The following is a 16,594-nucleotide window of genomic DNA, read 5'->3' on the forward strand; positions in this document are numbered from 1 at the left end:
GCGCAGGCTGTAGGCCGCAGGCCTTGAATTTTCCGATGAGTCACAGCTACCCTCGCATCGCCGCCCTCAAGACCGCCGCACAGTTCGAGGCGCACGTCACCGCAATCGGCGCCACGCTGCCCTTCGATGTGCAGGTGCAGCCGGCGCCCGACTCGCCGCTCGCCGCGGCGATCGAGACGTCCGCGGGACGCGCCGGCAACCGCTTCAGCATCCTGCCGATGGAAGGGTGGGACGGCACGACCGACGGCAGGCCCACCGACCTGACGCGGCGTCGGTGGCAGCGGTTCGGCGAGAGCGGCGCGAAGTTGATCTGGGGCGGCGAGGCATTCGCCGTCCGCCACGATGGACGCGCCAATCCGAACCAGTTGTGCCTCGGCCCGACCTCGGAAGCCGACCTCGTGCAATTGCGCGAGGACCTGTTCCGCGGACACCGCGGCGCCGGTCTCGAGACCGGCGATCTCGTCGTCGGCCTGCAGTTGACGCATTCCGGCCGCTATGCACGCCCCGATCCCGACAAGCAGCCCAGGCCGCTCGCGGCCTACCCGCACCCGGTGCTGGATCGTCGTGTAAGTCCGGACCGACCTGTCCCGCTGTTGTCCGACGACGACCTCGACGACCTGTCGGCCCGGCTCGTGCAGGCAGCGGCGCTGGCGCAGCGCGCCGGGTTCACCTTCGTCGACATCAAGCATTGCCACGGCTACCTGGGGCACGAGTTGCTCTCGGCGCGGACACGCGAGGGCCGCTTCGGTGGTGACTTCGTCGGACGCACGCGCCTCTTGCGCCAGACCGTCGAGGGCATCCGGCGCGACGCCCCGGGACTGGCGATCGGCGTGCGTCTCTCCGCATTCGACACGACGCCGTTCCGCAAGGGAGAGGACGAGGTCGGCGAACCCGAGGCCGTGCAGGCCGACTACGCGTACGCGTTCGGGCGTTGGGATGGCACCGCTGCGCTGCCGGACCTGTCGGACACACGCGCGTTCCTCACGCTCCTGACCGAACTGGGCGTCGACCTGGTGTGCCTCAGCGCAGGCAGCCCGTACTACAACCCGCACATCCAGCGCCCGGCGACGTTTCCGCCGTCGGACGGCTACCTGCCACCCGAGGATCCTCTGATGAGCGTGGCGCGGCAGATCGCCGTCACCGCCGCGCTCAAGCAGGACTTCCCTACCCTGCGTATCGTCGGATCGGCTTACAGCTACCTGCAGGAGTGGCTGCCCAACGTCGGCCAGGCGGTCGTGCGTACCGGTGGCGCCGACTTCATCGGCCTCGGGCGGATGGTGCTCTCGTATCCCGAGATGCCGCTCGATGTGCTGCGCGGCCAGGCGCTCAAGCGCAAGTCGATCTGCAGGACGTTCAGCGACTGCACGACCGGCCCGCGTAATGGTCTGGTGTCCGGATGCTTCCCGCTCGATCCGTTCTACACGGCCCACCCGGATCACGCGCGCCTCAAGGCCGCGAAGGCAGGGGCATGAGCACGCCGATCACTGCCGCGTCGGCCACGGACGAATACGCTGCCGCCGCCGAGGCGCCGCGCAACGGCCAGGTCACGGCGGCGATGACCGCCTTCGCGGCGCTCTTCGCCGCGGTCGGCATCGGGCTGTACGGGCTGACGTTCTTCTACGACTTCTTCGTCAAGGACTATGGCTGGACTCGCCAGCAGGTCACGTCGGGCAATGCCTACAGCAAGCTGATCATCGGCCCGTTGTTCGGCTACCTGGCCGGCTGGATGATCGATCGCTACGGCCCGCGGCGGCTGCTGCTCGTGGGCATCCTCATGGCCGGCGGCGCGATGATTGGCCTCGGCCATGTCTCGACGCTGGCGGGCTTCTATCTCTGTTACATCTTCAACGCGCTCGGCTACGTCTTCGGCGGGCCGTTGCCGGTGCAGGTCCTGCTCTCGCGGTGGTTCACCACGGCACGCGGCAAGGCGATGGGCTTTGCCTATCTCGGCATCGGCATCGGCGGCACCGTCGTGCCCGGGCTCGCCTACTGGCTCACGATCACGTTCGGCTGGCAGCGTGCCATGCAGGCGCTCGGGATGCTGATGATCGCCGTCGCCTGGCCGCTCGCATGGCTGGTGAAGGACGCGCCGCCGGCCTTCGCCGCCGAGCAGGCGGCACGCCCCGCTGCGCCGCCACTCGGCGAAGTGCTCCGCTCATCGTCGTTCTACCTGCTGCTGGTCGGCAGCATGTGTTCGATTGGCGCCGTCGGCGGCACGATGCAGAACCTGAAGCTGTACCTGAGCCTGGACCAGCAGTACGGGCAGGGCGAGGTCGCACGCATCCTGTCGCTGGTGCTCGCCGGCAGTATCCTGGGACGCCTGCTCATGGGGTGGCTCGCCGATCGGTGGGCACGCAAGCACGTGATGCTGCTCATCTACGTGATCGTGGTCGCGGCGATCCCGCTGCTGCTGCTCGCGCATTCGTGGACGATGCTGCACGTCTTCGCGCTGCTGTTCGGGATCGGTCTCGGTGGCGACTACATGATCATCCCGCTGATGGCGGCCGACCTGTTCGGCGTGCAGCGGCTCGGGCGGGTGATGGGGTTCGTGCTCACGGCCGACGGCCTGGCCGAGGCGCTGTCGCCGATGTTCGTCGCCGGACTGCGCGACCGCATGGGCACCTACCGGCCCGGCTTCCTGTTGCTCATGGTCCTGGCCGCGATCGGCGCCCTCGCGGTATCGCTGCTGCCACGAAAGCGGCCGGCGTGACGAATGACTGATTCGGCAAACCGTCGACCTTTAGGTCGACGGCTACAGCCGTCGGCGGAGCCGGCCTGCGTCGCCACGCGTCGCGGCCTCCGGTGATCGCGATCAGACTGGAGGCTCTCCCCAGCGGCAGATCGACTGTAGGCGTCGACCTTCAGGTCGACGCGCTTTGTACGACAGGAGCCGTCTCATGGACCGCCGTGACTTCATCCGATCGACAGTGATTGCCGGCGCCGGTCTCGGCGCAGCCAGCGCTGACGCGCTGGCCTCGGCCGCCAGCCAGGTTGCGGTGGCGCCGTCCGATCGCCTGCGGCTTGGGTTCATCGGCACTGGCGCACGCGGCCAGCAGTTGATCGACGCCTGCCGTGCCCTTCCGGGGCTAGACGTCGTGTCGATCTGCGACGCGTACACAGGGCGCGCGGAGCGAGCCAGGGCGCGCAGCGGTGGCACTGCGGCGATCCTTCCGGACTACCGCGCCGTGCTCGACGACCGCAACGTCGAGGCCGTCTTCATCGCCACTCCCGATCATTGGCACAAGACCATGGCGGTTGCAGCGCTCGATGCTGGCAAGGACGTGTACCTCGAGAAGCCGATGACGTACACGGCGGCGGAGGGCCTGGACGTCATCGCCGCCGTCGATCGATCCCGGCGGGTGTTGCAGGTGGGCAGCCAGGGACCGAGCACTGCGCAGCAACGGAGCGCGCGGGAGATCGTCAAGAGCGGGCGCCTCGGGCAGATCACACTGGTGCGAGCGGCGTTCAACCGGAACACGCCGAGTGGCGCGTGGCTGTACCCGATCCCGCCGGACGCCAGCGAGCGCACCGTCGACTGGGCACAGTTCCTCGGGCCCGCGCCGAAGCGACCCTTCAGCCTGGAGCGTTTCTTCCGGTGGCGCTGCTACTGGGATTATTCGGGCGGCCTGGCCACCGACCTGTTCGTGCACCTGGCGACCACCATCCACTACGTGCTCGACGTGCAGGGCCCGTCCCAGGTCGTCGCGGCTGGCGCCACGCACCGCTGGAAGGACACGCACGAGGTGCCCGACACGATCGACGCGATTCTCACGTATCCGCAGGGATTCACGGTGACGCTGGGGTGCACCCTCAACAGCACTGGCGGCGACGAGGGCGTGCACATCCACGGCACAAGGGGCACGTTGCACCTGGTCGGGAACGAATTGCGCTTCAGCGCCGAGCCGGCCGGCGACGACAACCGATGGGTGGTCCGCTCATGGCCCGAGGCGCTCGAACGCGGGTACTACGCGGACCCGAAGGTGCAGGCCATCGAGACGCCGTCGTCGCACCTCCAGGCCGCCACGCCTGCCGGCGAGCGCTGGGCCGTCAGCGGCGAGAACGAGGACGTGGCCCACGTGCGCACGTTCGTCGAGGCCGTGCGCTCACGATCGTCACCAGTCGAAGACGCGCGCTTCGGACATCGCGCCGCTTCCTGCGCGCACATGATCAATCGGTCGATTCGCGAGGGACGCATCGTGAAGTGGGACCCGGACCGGAATACCGTCGCCACGGCATAGGGGCCATCACTGCAATTTCAGAATTGCACAATTTCAGAATTGCACCACTACCGTCATCAGCAATTCGAGCACGGCGGTAGCAATGAAATTATGCAATTGTGAATTCTGCAATTGCCCGGTGCCCCTTACAGCAAGCGTCGCGCCAACACGCCCCAGACCGCGTACGCCAGGCGCCGGCGCTGGTGGCGGGCGATCGGTCCGTGCCAGAACGGCGCCTCCACCACCTCCACGTCCGCCGGCATGTCGCCGAGTGGCAGCGGATGCTTGTTCTCGGCCGCGTAGCGTTCGAGAACGGTGTCCGACGGCCGGGCATCATTGAAGAGCACGGCGTCCACGGGACGTCCAAGTTGATCGCCGATGTGGCGGACGGCGTCAGCGGCGGTGAAATCAGCCATCCCGCGCCCCTCGGTGAGCAGATTGGCGACGAGCACTACCGGCCCCTGCACCTGGGCGACCGCGTCCCGAACCCCTTCGACGAGCAGGGGCGGCAGGAGGCTCGTGTAGAAGCTGCCCGGCCCGATGATGATCGCGTCGGCGCGCGCGAGGGCATCCCGCGCCGCGGGGTGAATCGTCACCGGCGGCGTCAGCCAGACGCGTCGCACGAAGCGGCCCTCCGCCTGCCCCGCGTCCACCTCGACCTCACCGCTGGTCGTGGTGCCGTCGCCGTATTCGGCGCAGACGCTGGCGCGTTCGGTGCTGATCGGCCACACGTAGCCGCGGCAGCCGAGCACCGCGCGCAGGCCGTCGACGGCGGCCTGAAAGTCGCCGCTGAACTGCTCCATCATCGACAGCAACAGGTTGCCGCCCGTGTGGCCGCCGAGCCGGTGATGCTCGAGCGTGGGCAGGCGCGTCAGCAGCACCCGTCGTGCCTCCCCTTCGTCGCGCGCCAGCGCGAGCGCGCACTTGAGCACGTCGCCCGGCGGCAACACGCCGAGTGCGTCGCGCAGCACGCCGGAACTGCCGCCGCTGTCGAACATCGTGACGATGGCGTGGACCTGGAGCCAGGGGTTGGTCTTGAGGCCGCCCAGGAGGCTGGGCAATCCCGTCCCGCCGCCAAGGCACCCGACGTGCAGTTCGCGCAGCCGCATCGCGGGCGATTGTCCCCCGCGCCAGCAGCGGGAGCAAATGCGGCTTCGCCCACGTCGACTCCAGCCTCCAGCCTCCAGCCTCCAGCCTCCAGCCTCCAGCCTCCAGCGTAGGGCTTGGTGGACTTACGTGTACGGCTTAGAGGTTGCCTTATGGCTTGGCGGCCTGCAGACAAGTTCGGCGTTCGGCGGTACCACGGCAGGCGGTAGACGGGCAGGCGGTATGAAGTAGGCAGTAGGCAGCAGGCAGCAGGCAGCAGGCAGCAGGCAGCAGGCAGCAGGCTGTAAGCGTCAAGCGTCAAGCGTCAAGCGTCAAGCGTCAAGCGTTAGGCGTTTGGCGTTAGGCGTTAGATAGAATGCCTCCATGACAGCCCTCCAGGCAGCCCGGGCCCTTGCCGACGACCTCGCCGGCATCTTCGGTGGCAGGCTGCAGGCGGTGGCCGTGTTCGGTACACATGCGCGACCGCACCCGCGCGCGGTCACGGCGCCGGTGCAGACTCTCGCCCTGGTCTCGCAGCTCGAATACGCGGATCTCGCGGCCAGCGCCGAGCTGGCCGGGGCCTGGCAGCGACGAGGCCTCGACATGCCGCTGCTGCTGCCAGTGGCCGAGTTCCGCCGCAGCCTCGACGCGTTCCCACTCGAGTACGGGGACATCCTCGCGCATCACATCCTCGTGCAGGGCGCGGACCCGTTCGGTGGCCTCACGGTGGCCCCCGAGGATCTGCGTCGCGCCTGCGAGGTGAAGGTCCGGTCGCATACCATCCACTTGCGGGAAGGCTTCCTGCTCGCGGCGCAGCACCCACGTGCCGTCGCCGACCTCATCATTTCCTCAGCGACGCCGTTCGCGTCACTGATCCAGGCGTTCGCGCTGGTGACCGGCGCGCCCACCCAGAGCCCACCCGATGCAATTGCGGCACATGTCGGGCGCGTCGCCGGGCTCGACCGCGACCTGCTGGCGCGGCTGCTGCGCCTCGAGGAGGACCACGTCCTCGATCCGGGCGACGCCGTGCAGTTGTATCCACCGTACCTCGACGCGCTGAAGGGTCTCCTGCGCGTGATCGACGGCTGGGTGGCGGCAGGGACGAAGGCATGATCGTGCGCGCCTGTGGGGCCCGCGGCCTCGTCCTGGCGTTGGCCGGCTTGCTGTGGGTGGTCTCCACCGCGTCCGCTGCGGCGCAGGACGTCCTGCCGCCGCTGACCCGGCCCGTCAACGACTTCGCCAACGTCATCGATCCGGCGAGCGAGGCCCGGCTCGACGACCTGATCCGCAGACTGCAGTCGGCGACCGGCGACACCATCGTCGTCGCCACCCGCGACGCCATGGCGCCGTTTGCCGACGAGCGCGAGCTCGCGGTCAAGTGGTACGAGAACGGCGGCCGCGGCATTGGCGACAAGGACAAGGATGCCGGCATCCTGTTCGTGCTGCTGCCGAAGGACCGCGCGGTCTGGATCGAGGTCGGCTACGGGCTCGAAGGCGCGATCACCGACGGCTTCTCGGGCAGCGTGAGCCGCGAACTGATGGCGCCGGCATTCCGCGAAGGCCGGTACGGCGACGGCCTCGTCGCCGGCGTGACGGCAGTGGTCGAGCGCGTCGCGAAGGAACGCAACGTGTCGCTCGGCGACCTCCCTGCGGCGCCGCGCGCGCAGTCGCGACAGGGACGGGGCATTCCCCTGTGGCTGCTCGTATTGCTGCTGGTGTTGTTCCTGTGGTTGTCGAGCCGTGGCGGTGGCGGCGGTGGTCGACGCCGGCGCGGCTCGATGTGGGGACCCGCCTGGAGCGGGTTGGGCACCGGCATGATGACCGGCGGCACCATCGGCGGATTCGGTGGCGGCGGGTTCGGCGGCGGCAGCTTCGGCGGTGGCGGGTTCGGCGGCTTCGGCGGCGGCAGCAGCGGTGGCGGCGGCGGTGGCGCGCATTGGTAAGGACGGCACACGAATCAGGTAGCCTGTACCCGAGGCAGCGAGTCTCGTGGACGCGAGGACAACGATGAACCGACGAACTTTCTGGCAGCACGGGCTGATGGTGCTGGCCCTGTTCTCCCTGACGGGCTGCTCGTACAACTCCTTCACCGGCCAGCAGGAGGCAATCAAGAGCTCCTGGTCGGAAGTGGAGAACCAGCTGCAGCGCCGTAACGACCTGATTCCCAACCTGGTGAGCACCGTGAAGGGCTTCGCGGCCCAGGAGAAGGCCATCCTCGATCGGATCGCCGCCTCGCGCGAGAAGCTCGCAGGGGCGAAGACGCCCAGCGAGACGATCGACGCGGCCAACGAGCAGAGTTCGGCGCTCGCCCGCCTGCTCGTCGTGGTCGAGAACTACCCGCAGCTGAAGTCGAACGAGAACTTCATGCGGCTCATGGATGAGCTGTCGGGCACCGAGAACCGGATTGCCGTGGCGCGTGGACGCTACAACGAAAAGGTGCAGGCCTACAACGCGCTGCGTCGCCGGTTCCCGTCCAACATCACGGCGAAGATCTTCGGCTTCGACGAATGGAAGTACTTCGAGGCGCCCGCGTCGGCACGCGAGGTGCCCAAGGTCGACTTCTCTCCGAAATGAGTCTGCGATCCGTGACGGCCGCTGCGTGTGGCGCGGCGGCCGGCGTGGGCGTCTGGGCCACTCTCGGCTCGATCGACCGCATCCAGGCCCCGTCCGGGGCCGTCCGCGTGGCGATGCTTCCTTCGGTGGGCACGCTGGTCCTGAGCGTCGCCGCCGGAACCATCCTGTTCATCGCCTGGCAGCTGGCTGTCGATGCGCTCGCGCGCCGCGCCGGGGCTCGTGAGTCGGAGGCGGTCGCGCTCGCACCACTGCGCGTGCTCGCTGGTGGCGCGCTGCTCGTCCTGCCGTTCCTGCCGTGGGTCGCCGACGCGCTGCCGGCCACGATGCTGCTGGCCGGGCCAGGCAGCCGGCTGGCGTGGGGCATCATCGCCGGGCTCGCAGCGTGGGCACTGGCCCTCGAATGGCGCACCGCCACCCGGCCTGCTGCCAGTCCGGATCCACCGGCTCAGGTGACTGCCGACGAGGCAGGCGCGCGACGACGACTGTGGACCACGGCGGTCCTGCTCGGCAGCCTCGTGTCGTCGGGAGTGCTGGCCAGCCAGTTCGTACGCACCCCGCTGTTCCCCGGCGGCGATGAACCGCATTACCTGGTGATCGCGCAAAGCCTCTGGCGCGACGGCGACCTGCGCATCGAGAACAACCACACCCGCGGTGACTACCAGGAGTACTTCCACCGCACGTTGACGCCGCACTACCTCACCCGCGGCGCCGATCGCCAGATCTATTCGATTCATCCCATCGGCATGCCGGTGCTGATGATGCCGGTGTATGCGCTTGGCGGCTACGGCCTCGTCGTATGCGCCCTGTTGCTGCTCGCGGCGATCGCCATGACCTCCGCATGGCGACTCGCATGGGCGGTGACCGGCTCTGCGTCCGCGGCCACATTTGCCTGGGCCGTGCTGGCGTTGGGTCCGCCGTGGATCTTCAACACGTTTGCCGTGTATCCCGAGGTCCCGGCGGCGTGCGCGGTGGCACTCGCCTTCGCCTGGACGTCCGGCTGGCACGCCGAGCGCGAGACGCATCGACGCGCCATCGACGTGCCGGTGCGGCGATGGTGGGCGGCCGGCGTCGCGATCGCGTGCCTGCCCTGGTTCAGCACGAAGTACCTGGTGATGGCCGCGGCCCTTGGAGTCGTTTCGCTGCTGCGCGCCTGGTGGCCGTGGCCGGCAGACGCGACGGAGAGACGTGGCGCGCTGGTGCGCACGCTGGCGGTCGGCGTGCCCAATGCGGTGAGCCTGGCGGCATGGTTCCTGTTCTTCAAGCTGATCTGGGGGACGTGGTCGCCAACCGCACCGTACGGATCGCAGCGTGAGACGCGCATCGACTACTTGCCATCCGGCGGTCCCGGACTGCTCTTCGATCAGGAATACGGCATCGTCGCCTTCGCGCCGGCGTTGCTGATGGTGCTGCCGGGGCTGTGGGCCCTCTGGCGGCAGGGCGGCGCGGCACGGCGCCTGGCGCTCGAGACTGTCGCCGTGTTCTCAGGCCTGCTCGGGGTCGTCGGTGCATTCCACATCTGGTGGGGAGGGAGCGCGATCGTCGGGCGCCCGCTCGTCTCGGCACTGCCGTTGCTCGCCGTGCCGGTGGCGGCGCACTGGCACGCGTGCGCGGCGCAGCCACTGCGTCGGGCGGCGCAGCGGCTGCTGCTCTGTGCCGGCGCGGCACTGACAGTGTTGCTGACCTCGGCCCAGGGTGGCCTGCTGCTGGTGGCCGGGCGCGACGGCACATCACAGGTGCTCGAGTACCTCGCGCCGTCGACGCCGGTGTGGACGATGATGCCGTCATTCCTGCGGCAGCCGCCGCTGCAGGCGGCAGCGGGCACGTGCCTGTGGGCCGGCCTGGCGCTGCTGGCGGGGCATCTGATCGGCCGCGGCGCTCGCGCAAGGCAGGATGCCGGCCGGCTGCATGTCATGGCCTGGACGGCGATCGTGGTGATCGGTGGCGCGCTGTCAGGCGTGGCCGCCCGGGTGGTCACGCCCAGCACTGCGCCGCCTGCGCTCGAAGAGCGCGCGCGAGTCCGCCTGCTTGATGACTTCGACGCCGTGCGACGACCGATCGCCATCCGTTACGATCCGCTCACGCGTGTCGATCCGGCAGCGGTGCCGGAGCTGTTCCCCATCGTCGTCCATGCGGCTGGTGATCGGCGCGAGGACAAAGCGACGCAGTTGTTCGGCCGCCGGCTCTCGTTGCCGGCAGGAACCTACGGCGTGGATCTGATATTCCCGCCGTCGACGAGCGGCGAGCCGGGACCGGCCTCTGTCGACGGTGCGCTGGCCGTGCACGCGGGACGCATGAGCCCGGCGCTCGAGACATGGTCCGTGTCGGTCAAGCCGCCCGGCTCCTGGGGACGTTCGTTCTCGTTGCCCGTCGACATCGGCTTCGTCGGTTTCAAGGCCTCGGTGCCGGTGACCGACGCGTCGCCGCGCCTGCGGCTGACGCCGCAGCGGATCGTCGACGCGAGCGCCCGCCCGCAGACGCCGGCCGTGCTCGGCAGCCAGGCCTATGCCGGCCTGTCGGTTCTCGTGCACGGCGAGGACGCCTGGCCGGAAGCCACGGGTCTGTGGCTGCGCGGTCGAACGACGGTCATGCTGACGCTGGTGTTCCCCGACGATGCGTGGAGGACGTTCGACCTGCGAGCAGGCGCCGTGCCCGTCAAGGTGACCGCGGAGTGGGGTGCGAGCACCGAGACGTGGGATCTCGCGCCGGGCGCAGTGGCGCGAACGATCATCGACGCGCCCGCGCTGCAGCCCGGTCAACAGGTTCGATCGGCGCAACTGCGGATCACGACGTCGGACGGCTTCGTGCCCGCCGAGATCGACCCGGACAGTCGTGACCGGCGCCTGCTCGGCTCGTGGCTCGAGCTCGGACGCATGGCTCCGGGACCGCGCATCGGATCCATACTGGGGGCGCTGATCCATGACCGCCCACTTCCTGCGCAACCATCTCGACGCTGAGCTCGTGATCACGCGCGACGTCCTGGACGTGACACGGTACGCACCACTCGCGTGGAAACCCCACCCGTCCTCGTTCTCACTGGGTCGCCTGGCCATGCACGTGGCAACAATCCCGGGGTGGTTGCCGGCCTTCACGCGCAGCGCGACCTACGACATGGGCGTGGGCGGATCAGGTCCGGACGTGCCGGCGTCGGGCGACGAGATCCTTGCCAGGCACGAGGAGGCCGTCGCTCGGGCGCACGCCACGCTGGATGGGCTCGATGACGCGGCCTTGACCGATCAATGGGTGCTGCTGCGGGATGGCGTGCCCGTGGCCACCATGACGCGGGCCGAAGCGATCTCGCGCTACGTCGTGCGGCACATGGTGCATCACCGCGGCCAGTTGACCGTGTATCTGCGGCTGCAGAATCTGCCAATCCCGGCCATGTACGGCGACTCGGCGGATCGACGGCTGCTGCCGCCGGACATGACCTCGTGAAGGCGCCACCGGTGGCGCGAGCCGCCACAGTGGCGGCCGGCCTCGTGCTGCTCCTCGTGCTGGCCATTGCGAATGCGGCTGGTTACCGGTTCGGCGTCGCGGACCAGGCGTTCTACCTGCCCTCGATCCTCCAGGCCATTGATCCCGGCTTGTATCCGCGGGACGCCGCCGTCCTGAGCGTCCAGGGCACGCTGATGGTCAGCGACGAGATCACGGCATGGCTGGTGTCGCATACCCGCGTGTCGATCGAGACCCTGTTCCTGTCTGCACACGTCGCGAGCCTCGGCGTGCTCCTCGCGTCGGTGTGGCTCATCGCCGGGCGGCTCGCGTCGCATCGCTGGACCATGATGGCCTGCTGCCTCGCGGCCACGCTGCGTCACCGGATCACGGAGACCGGCGCCAATTCGTTCGAAGGCTATTACCATCCGCGTGGTCTCTCGTTCGCCTGCGGGGCAGCGGCGGCGGCGGCGTGTGCGCACGAGCGGCTCGGCGCGGCGTGGGCCCTCGTGGCCATCGCCGCGGTGCTGCACCCGACGACGGGGCTGTGGTGGGCGGTGTGGCTCAGTGGCGCCACCGTCGTGATGCGGCCGCAGTGGCGACGCGGTCTCGTGTTCGCGGCGGCCGCCGCCATTCTGCTTGCCGTGGCGGCGCTGACCGTGACGCCGATGGCCGATCGGCTGCAGGTGATGGACGCCGCATGGCTCCGGCCGTTTGCCTCGAAGGACTACGTCTTCCCGACGGCGTGGCCGGTCGGTCCGTGGCTGGCCAATCTTGTCTTGCCGTTGGTAGTGGTCGCGGTGTGGCGTTGGCGAATCCGCCATCGGCTGGCGGCTCGGTGGGAAGCCGGCATGGTCGCGGGCGTGTGCCTGCTCCTGGCGACCTTCCTGGCATCGCTGCCATTCATCGCCAGTCACCTCGCCCTCGCCGTGCAATTGCAGACGTCCAGGATTTTCTGGGTCATCGATTTGTTCGCCGTGCTGAGCATGACGTGGGCACTGGCCGAAGCACGCGGGCCCGGCACGCCGTTCGTGGCGGAGAACGCGCCCGGTCGTAAACGGCGACCGGCGGTCGTGGCGATGGTGCTGCTCGTCGCCGCTGCCGCACGAGGCACCTACAGCCTGGTTGTCGAGCACCCGGAGCGACGGTTTGTACGGTCGTCCCTCGAGGACAGCGACTGGGTGCGCGTCGGCCGCTGGGTGGCCACGAGTTCGACCGCGGACAGCCACGTGCTCGCCGACCCGGACCACGACTGGAAGTTCGGTCACAGCGTCCGGATCACCGCGCGGCGTGACGTGCTCGTCGAGGGCGTCAAGGACGCGGCACTCGCGCTGTACGATCGGGACGTGGCCATACGAGTCCAGTCGCGCCTCGAAGCCATCGGCGACTTCGCGACCCTCGACGCCACATCGGCCCTGACCCTCGCGCGCCGCTTCGACCTCGACCTGCTCGTCATCGACAGGGACGTGGCCCTCGAACAAGTGCACCGCGAGGGTCGCTTCCGCGTCTATCGGCTCAAGTGACGAGACTCCCGGCTCCTCCCGTGTTCGATCTGCCCCATTACGTCCCCTCGCGCCGCTGGCGCGGCGGTCACCTCATGACGGTCTACGCCTGGGCCAGGTCGCGGCCGCTGCCGGGACTGCCCGAGCCCGAGGCCTGCTACTTCGACACCGACACCGACGCGCGGGTGCTCGCGCACTGCAACTGGCAACCGCAGCGAGACAAGGCGCCGGCGCTGTTGCTGCTGCACGGCCTCGAGGGCTCGAGCCTGGCGCACTACATGCGCGGCATCGCGGACAAGGCCTGGGCCGCCGGCTTCAGCGTCGTCCGGCTCAACCAGCGCAACTGCGGCGGCACCGAGCACCTGTCACGGGGTCTGTACCACTCCGGGCTGACGCACGATCCGCTGTACCTGTTGCGGCACATGATCGACAAGGAAGGTGTCCCCGCAATCGTGGTAGCGGGCTACTCCCTCGGCGGCAACCTGACCATGAAGCTGGCGGGCGAACTCGGCGCGGACGCGCCGCCGCAACTGAAGGCTGTGTGCGCCGTCTCGCCGACCATCGATCTCGCGCTGTGCGTGGATGCACTGGAGCGGCGCAGCAACGTGCTCTATCAGCTCAACTTCATGCGTAACCTGCGCGCGCGCATGCAGCGCAAGGCAGCGCTGTTCCCCGACGTTTACGACCTCGCGCGACTCAAGGGCGTCTGGACGGTGCGCGGGTTCGACGATGCGTACACCGCGCCGCTCAACGGCTTCGGTACGGCGACACGGTACTACGACGAGGCCTCCAGCTTGCACGTGGTCGATCGCATCCGCGTGCCGGCGTTGGTACTGACCGCCGCCAACGACCCCTTCGTGCCGCCAGACCAGTTCACGCGGCCGGAGATCGCCGGCAACCCGCACGTGCGAGTCGTGGTCACCGAGGACGGCGGCCACTGCGCGTTCGTCAGCGAGCCCGACTCCGCGCACGACGGCTATTGGGCCGAACATGTGATTGTCAGGTGGGCGCTGGAACATGCGCCCACCCGGTAATGCCGCGAATGCCGCGAATGCCGGGAATGTCGAGAGCGTTCGGCGTTCGCCGTTCGGCATTGCAACTCGACGTTCAGCGTTCAGCGTTCAGCGTTCGGCGTTGGCTGGCCGAGCCTGGCCTTGAACAGCGAGGCAAACTCAGGCCCCTTGCCTTCATCCTCATGCTTGAAATAGACGAACGTGTCGCGCCAGGCGCCCTGCCGGTCGGTGACGTAGCTGGCCCACTTGGCGATGTCGTCTTCGGTGTACCCCTCGTCGCGCAGCCGGAGGTACCCGTAGTCCGCGGTGCGCACGAGCGGCGTGTGTCGCTCGGGGCTGTCGGCGAGGCACAGCGCCAGGTTGCGCGCCTGCAGCATCGTGTAGATCTCGTCGGTCCACCAGGACGGATGACGGAACTCGAAGGCCACGCGCAACGCCGGCGGGAGTTCGTCGATGAACGCCTGGAGCCGCGGCGCGTCGCACTTGAAGTTCGGGTTCAGTTGCACGAGCACGCATCCGAGCCGGTTGCCGAGCGTCGCGCCGGCGGCGCAGAAGGCACGCAGCGGATCGCTCACGTCCTGCAGGCGGCGGTCGTGCGTGATCCGCTTTGGCGCCTTCAGCGTGAACGTGAAGCCCTCGGGCACCTGGCCGGCCCAGCCCTCGACGAGCGCGGGCGTCGGCATGCGATAGAAGGTGTAGTTGATCTCGACCGTGTCGAAGACGCCGGCATAGTAGGGGAGCATCGCCTTGGCGGCAATCTTCTCCGGGTAGAACCGGCCCTTCCACTCGGGATAGTTGTAGCCGGAGGTACCGACGTGAATCATCTGATCACCCTGCCCTGCTGATGTCGTCCTGCCAGTTCACGCGGCGCGAGCAGCGCCTGGTCGCCCGCCTGCGCACGCCGCTGCAGGTGCAGCAGTGGCTCAATGCCCTCCCCTACAACGCCGAACCCGGGGGCGACACGCAACGGTCCTTCCGAACCGTCGTGGCGCTCGGCACCGCTCACTGCATGGAAGCGGCCCTCAGCGCCGCGGTGATCCTCGAAGCCCACGACTGGCCGCCGCTGGTGATGAGCCTCGAGTCGGAGGACAAGCTCGATCACGTGGTCTTCGTGTACCGCACCGCCACCGGCTGGGGCAGCATCGCGCGGTCGCGCGACCCGGGACTGCACGGCCGCAGGCCCGTCTTCCGCACGGTGCGCGATCTCGCCTGCAGCTACATCGATCCCTACGTTGACGTCAGCGGACGCATCACCGGCTACGGCGTGCTCGACCTGCGGACGCTCGGACCGTACGACTGGCGCTGCGCGCCGCACAACCTGTGGCATGTGGAGCAGGTCCTGATCGACCTGCCGCATCGCGCCATCCGATCGTCGGATGGGCGCATCGCCCGTCTGCGCTCCCGCTATCACGCGTTCATGGAGGCGCACCCCGGCTTCAAGCCGCTGTACTACCAGGGCCAGGATCGCTGGCACCCGCTGCCCGGCGCCTTCGCGTCGTCGGTCCGCCTGTCGCGGCGGATTGGTAGGGACGCCTCTCCGAAGCGTCCATCCCGCGCCGAGGCGGAACCTCGCTCGTGATGGGCAGATGGACCGCTCGGAGAGCGGTCCCTACCATCACCCTCAATCCAGATCGAATGCACGCTCGGGTCGCGTGATCGGTTCCTTCTTGGCCTGCTCGAGTGCTTCACGGAAGCGACGGTCGAGGTCGTCTCCGCGGTTGCGCTCAGCCTGGAAGGACTGTTCGAACGCGCGTTCCCGGGCCGCTGCCTCTTCGGCGAGCAACCGGTGCGCATCGTCGATTTCGCGCACGGGGCTGGTGCGGGCCTCCTTGTGCGAGACGACACGCTTGAGGTTGGCATCGACGACGAGTTCGGCGCGACAACACGGACACTGGACGGTGAGTTCGGAAGCGAGGCGGCTCATCACCCTTCCCTTTCGCGGCGCGGGTTGTCGTAGGCTGAAGGTCCCGCGACGCGGGCGATCATGACACAGCATGCCCATCCCCGCCCCCATGCCCGCCACTTGCGCCTGGCCACCTACAACATCCACAAATGCCGTGGCATGGACGGACGAACGCGGGTCGATCGCATCGTGGACGTGCTGGCGAGTCTCGACGCCGACGTCATCGCGTTGCAGGAGGTGGTGGGCGGCGGGCCAGAGGAAGACGGCCAGGCGGCGGCCCTCGGCGCCCAACTCGGCATGGGCTGGGTGATGGACTCTGTGCGCTTGCTGCGTGGCAAGGCCTATGGCAACGTCGTGCTCAGTCGCCTGCCCATCGCACAGACGCACCAATGCAACCTGTCGTGCGACAAGCGTGAACCGCGCGGCTGCATGCGCGTGGACGTCGACGTGCACGGGCAGGCGCTGCACGTCTTCAACGTGCACCTCGGGACGGCCGTCTCCGAACGTCGCAGCCAGGCGCCGCGACTCGCGGAGTTCGTCGCCGATCGCGGCGTGCCCGGCCCGAAGGTGCTGCTCGGCGACTTCAACGAGTGGGTCAAGGGCCTGACGTCGAAGACCCTCGGAGCCATGCTCGAGGGCGTCGACCTGACCCAGCACCTGCGACGCCGGCGGACGTACCCTGGCGTGCTCCCGATGTTTCACCTCGACCACATCTACACAGCCGGGGGCCTCGTTGTGGAGAAGGTGACACTGCCACGCAACCGGCTCACCCTCGTGGCCAGCGATCACCTGCCCCTCGTGGCCGACGTGCGCATGCCACACTGAAGCCTGTAGCCTGCCGCCTGCAGCCTGCAGGCCGTAGGCTGTCGG

General features: G+C 68.8%; 15 protein-coding genes. 12 read left to right on the top strand and 3 right to left on the bottom strand.

Annotation, left to right across the window (positions count from 1 at the left end; translation table 11 throughout):
- Positions 1–35 precede the first annotated feature (35 nt).
- From LuPra_RS23160 to LuPra_RS23170, 3 genes are all read left to right on the top strand, one after another.
- Positions 36–1,472, top strand: coding sequence for an oxidoreductase (locus LuPra_RS23160; protein ID WP_110172949.1), 1,437 nt, complete (start codon positions 36–38; stop codon positions 1,470–1,472).
- The gene (locus LuPra_RS23165; RefSeq protein ID WP_234800522.1) at positions 1,469–2,710 is read left to right on the top strand and encodes an MFS transporter; all 1,242 of its coding nucleotides are present in this window, start codon (positions 1,469–1,471) and stop codon (positions 2,708–2,710) included. Before LuPra_RS23160 ends, LuPra_RS23165 begins: the two co-directional genes overlap by 4 nt.
- A 187-nt stretch (positions 2,711–2,897) precedes the next feature.
- Entirely contained in the window at positions 2,898–4,238 is a 1,341-nt protein-coding gene (locus LuPra_RS23170) for a Gfo/Idh/MocA family protein (RefSeq protein ID WP_110172950.1), read from the top strand.
- 125 nt (positions 4,239–4,363) lie between these two features.
- On the opposite strand, the gene LuPra_RS23175 is transcribed toward LuPra_RS23170, so the two are convergent.
- Positions 4,364–5,326 (bottom strand): gluconeogenesis factor YvcK family protein, encoded by a 963-nt coding sequence (locus LuPra_RS23175; RefSeq protein ID WP_110172951.1) that lies wholly within the window; start codon positions 5,324–5,326, stop codon positions 4,364–4,366.
- Positions 5,327–5,687: 361 nt separating this feature from the next.
- On the opposite strand from LuPra_RS23175, the gene LuPra_RS23185 reads away from it, so the two are divergent.
- The 7 genes from LuPra_RS23185 (at position 5,688) to LuPra_RS23215 (ending at position 13,842) form a co-directional block, all read left to right on the top strand.
- Positions 5,688–6,416, top strand: a complete 729-nt coding sequence (locus tag LuPra_RS23185) for a hypothetical protein (protein WP_110172952.1) — start codon at positions 5,688–5,690, stop codon at positions 6,414–6,416.
- The gene (locus LuPra_RS23190) at positions 6,413–7,246 is read left to right on the top strand and encodes a TPM domain-containing protein (RefSeq protein WP_110172953.1); all 834 of its coding nucleotides are present in this window, start codon (positions 6,413–6,415) and stop codon (positions 7,244–7,246) included. The genes LuPra_RS23185 and LuPra_RS23190 overlap by 4 nt, the downstream gene beginning before the upstream one ends.
- Before the next feature lie 64 nt (positions 7,247–7,310).
- Entirely contained in the window at positions 7,311–7,877 is a 567-nt protein-coding gene (locus tag LuPra_RS23195) for a LemA family protein (RefSeq protein WP_110172954.1), read from the top strand.
- A complete protein-coding gene (locus LuPra_RS23200; protein ID WP_110172955.1) occupies positions 7,874–10,831 on the top strand; it encodes a hypothetical protein in 2,958 nt (985 codons plus the stop codon). The genes LuPra_RS23195 and LuPra_RS23200 overlap by 4 nt, the downstream gene beginning before the upstream one ends.
- Positions 10,794–11,309, top strand: coding sequence for a DinB family protein (locus tag LuPra_RS23205; protein ID WP_110172956.1), 516 nt, complete (start codon positions 10,794–10,796; stop codon positions 11,307–11,309). The genes LuPra_RS23200 and LuPra_RS23205 overlap by 38 nt, the downstream gene beginning before the upstream one ends.
- On the top strand, positions 11,306–12,829 hold the full coding sequence (locus tag LuPra_RS23210; RefSeq protein ID WP_110172957.1) for a hypothetical protein: 1,524 nt from the start codon (positions 11,306–11,308) through the stop codon (positions 12,827–12,829). The genes LuPra_RS23205 and LuPra_RS23210 overlap by 4 nt, the downstream gene beginning before the upstream one ends.
- Before the next feature lie 20 nt (positions 12,830–12,849).
- Positions 12,850–13,842, top strand: a complete 993-nt coding sequence (locus LuPra_RS23215) for a YheT family hydrolase (protein WP_110172958.1) — start codon at positions 12,850–12,852, stop codon at positions 13,840–13,842.
- Positions 13,843–13,922: 80 nt separating this feature from the next.
- Here LuPra_RS23215 and LuPra_RS23220 read toward each other — a convergent pair whose 3' ends face one another.
- The gene (locus tag LuPra_RS23220) at positions 13,923–14,645 is read right to left on the bottom strand and encodes a DUF72 domain-containing protein (protein ID WP_110172959.1); all 723 of its coding nucleotides are present in this window, start codon (positions 14,643–14,645) and stop codon (positions 13,923–13,925) included.
- 20 nt (positions 14,646–14,665) lie between these two features.
- Here LuPra_RS23220 and LuPra_RS23225 point away from each other — a divergent pair, with 20 nt between their 5' ends.
- Complete coding sequence (locus LuPra_RS23225; RefSeq protein ID WP_110172960.1) at positions 14,666–15,400, top strand: hypothetical protein; 735 nt, start codon at positions 14,666–14,668, stop codon at positions 15,398–15,400.
- A 42-nt stretch (positions 15,401–15,442) separates the two neighbouring features.
- On the opposite strand, the gene LuPra_RS23230 is transcribed toward LuPra_RS23225, so the two are convergent.
- Positions 15,443–15,745 (bottom strand): hypothetical protein, encoded by a 303-nt coding sequence (locus tag LuPra_RS23230; RefSeq protein ID WP_110172961.1) that lies wholly within the window; start codon positions 15,743–15,745, stop codon positions 15,443–15,445.
- 60 nt (positions 15,746–15,805) lie between these two features.
- On the opposite strand from LuPra_RS23230, the gene LuPra_RS23235 reads away from it, so the two are divergent.
- A complete protein-coding gene (locus LuPra_RS23235; protein WP_110172962.1) occupies positions 15,806–16,549 on the top strand; it encodes an endonuclease/exonuclease/phosphatase family protein in 744 nt (247 codons plus the stop codon).
- The last annotated feature ends 45 nt before the right edge of the window (positions 16,550–16,594 follow it).

Origin of the sequence: Luteitalea pratensis, assembly GCF_001618865.1 — a bacterium.
In the GTDB taxonomy this organism is placed as follows: domain Bacteria; phylum Acidobacteriota; class Vicinamibacteria; order Vicinamibacterales; family Vicinamibacteraceae; genus Luteitalea; species Luteitalea pratensis.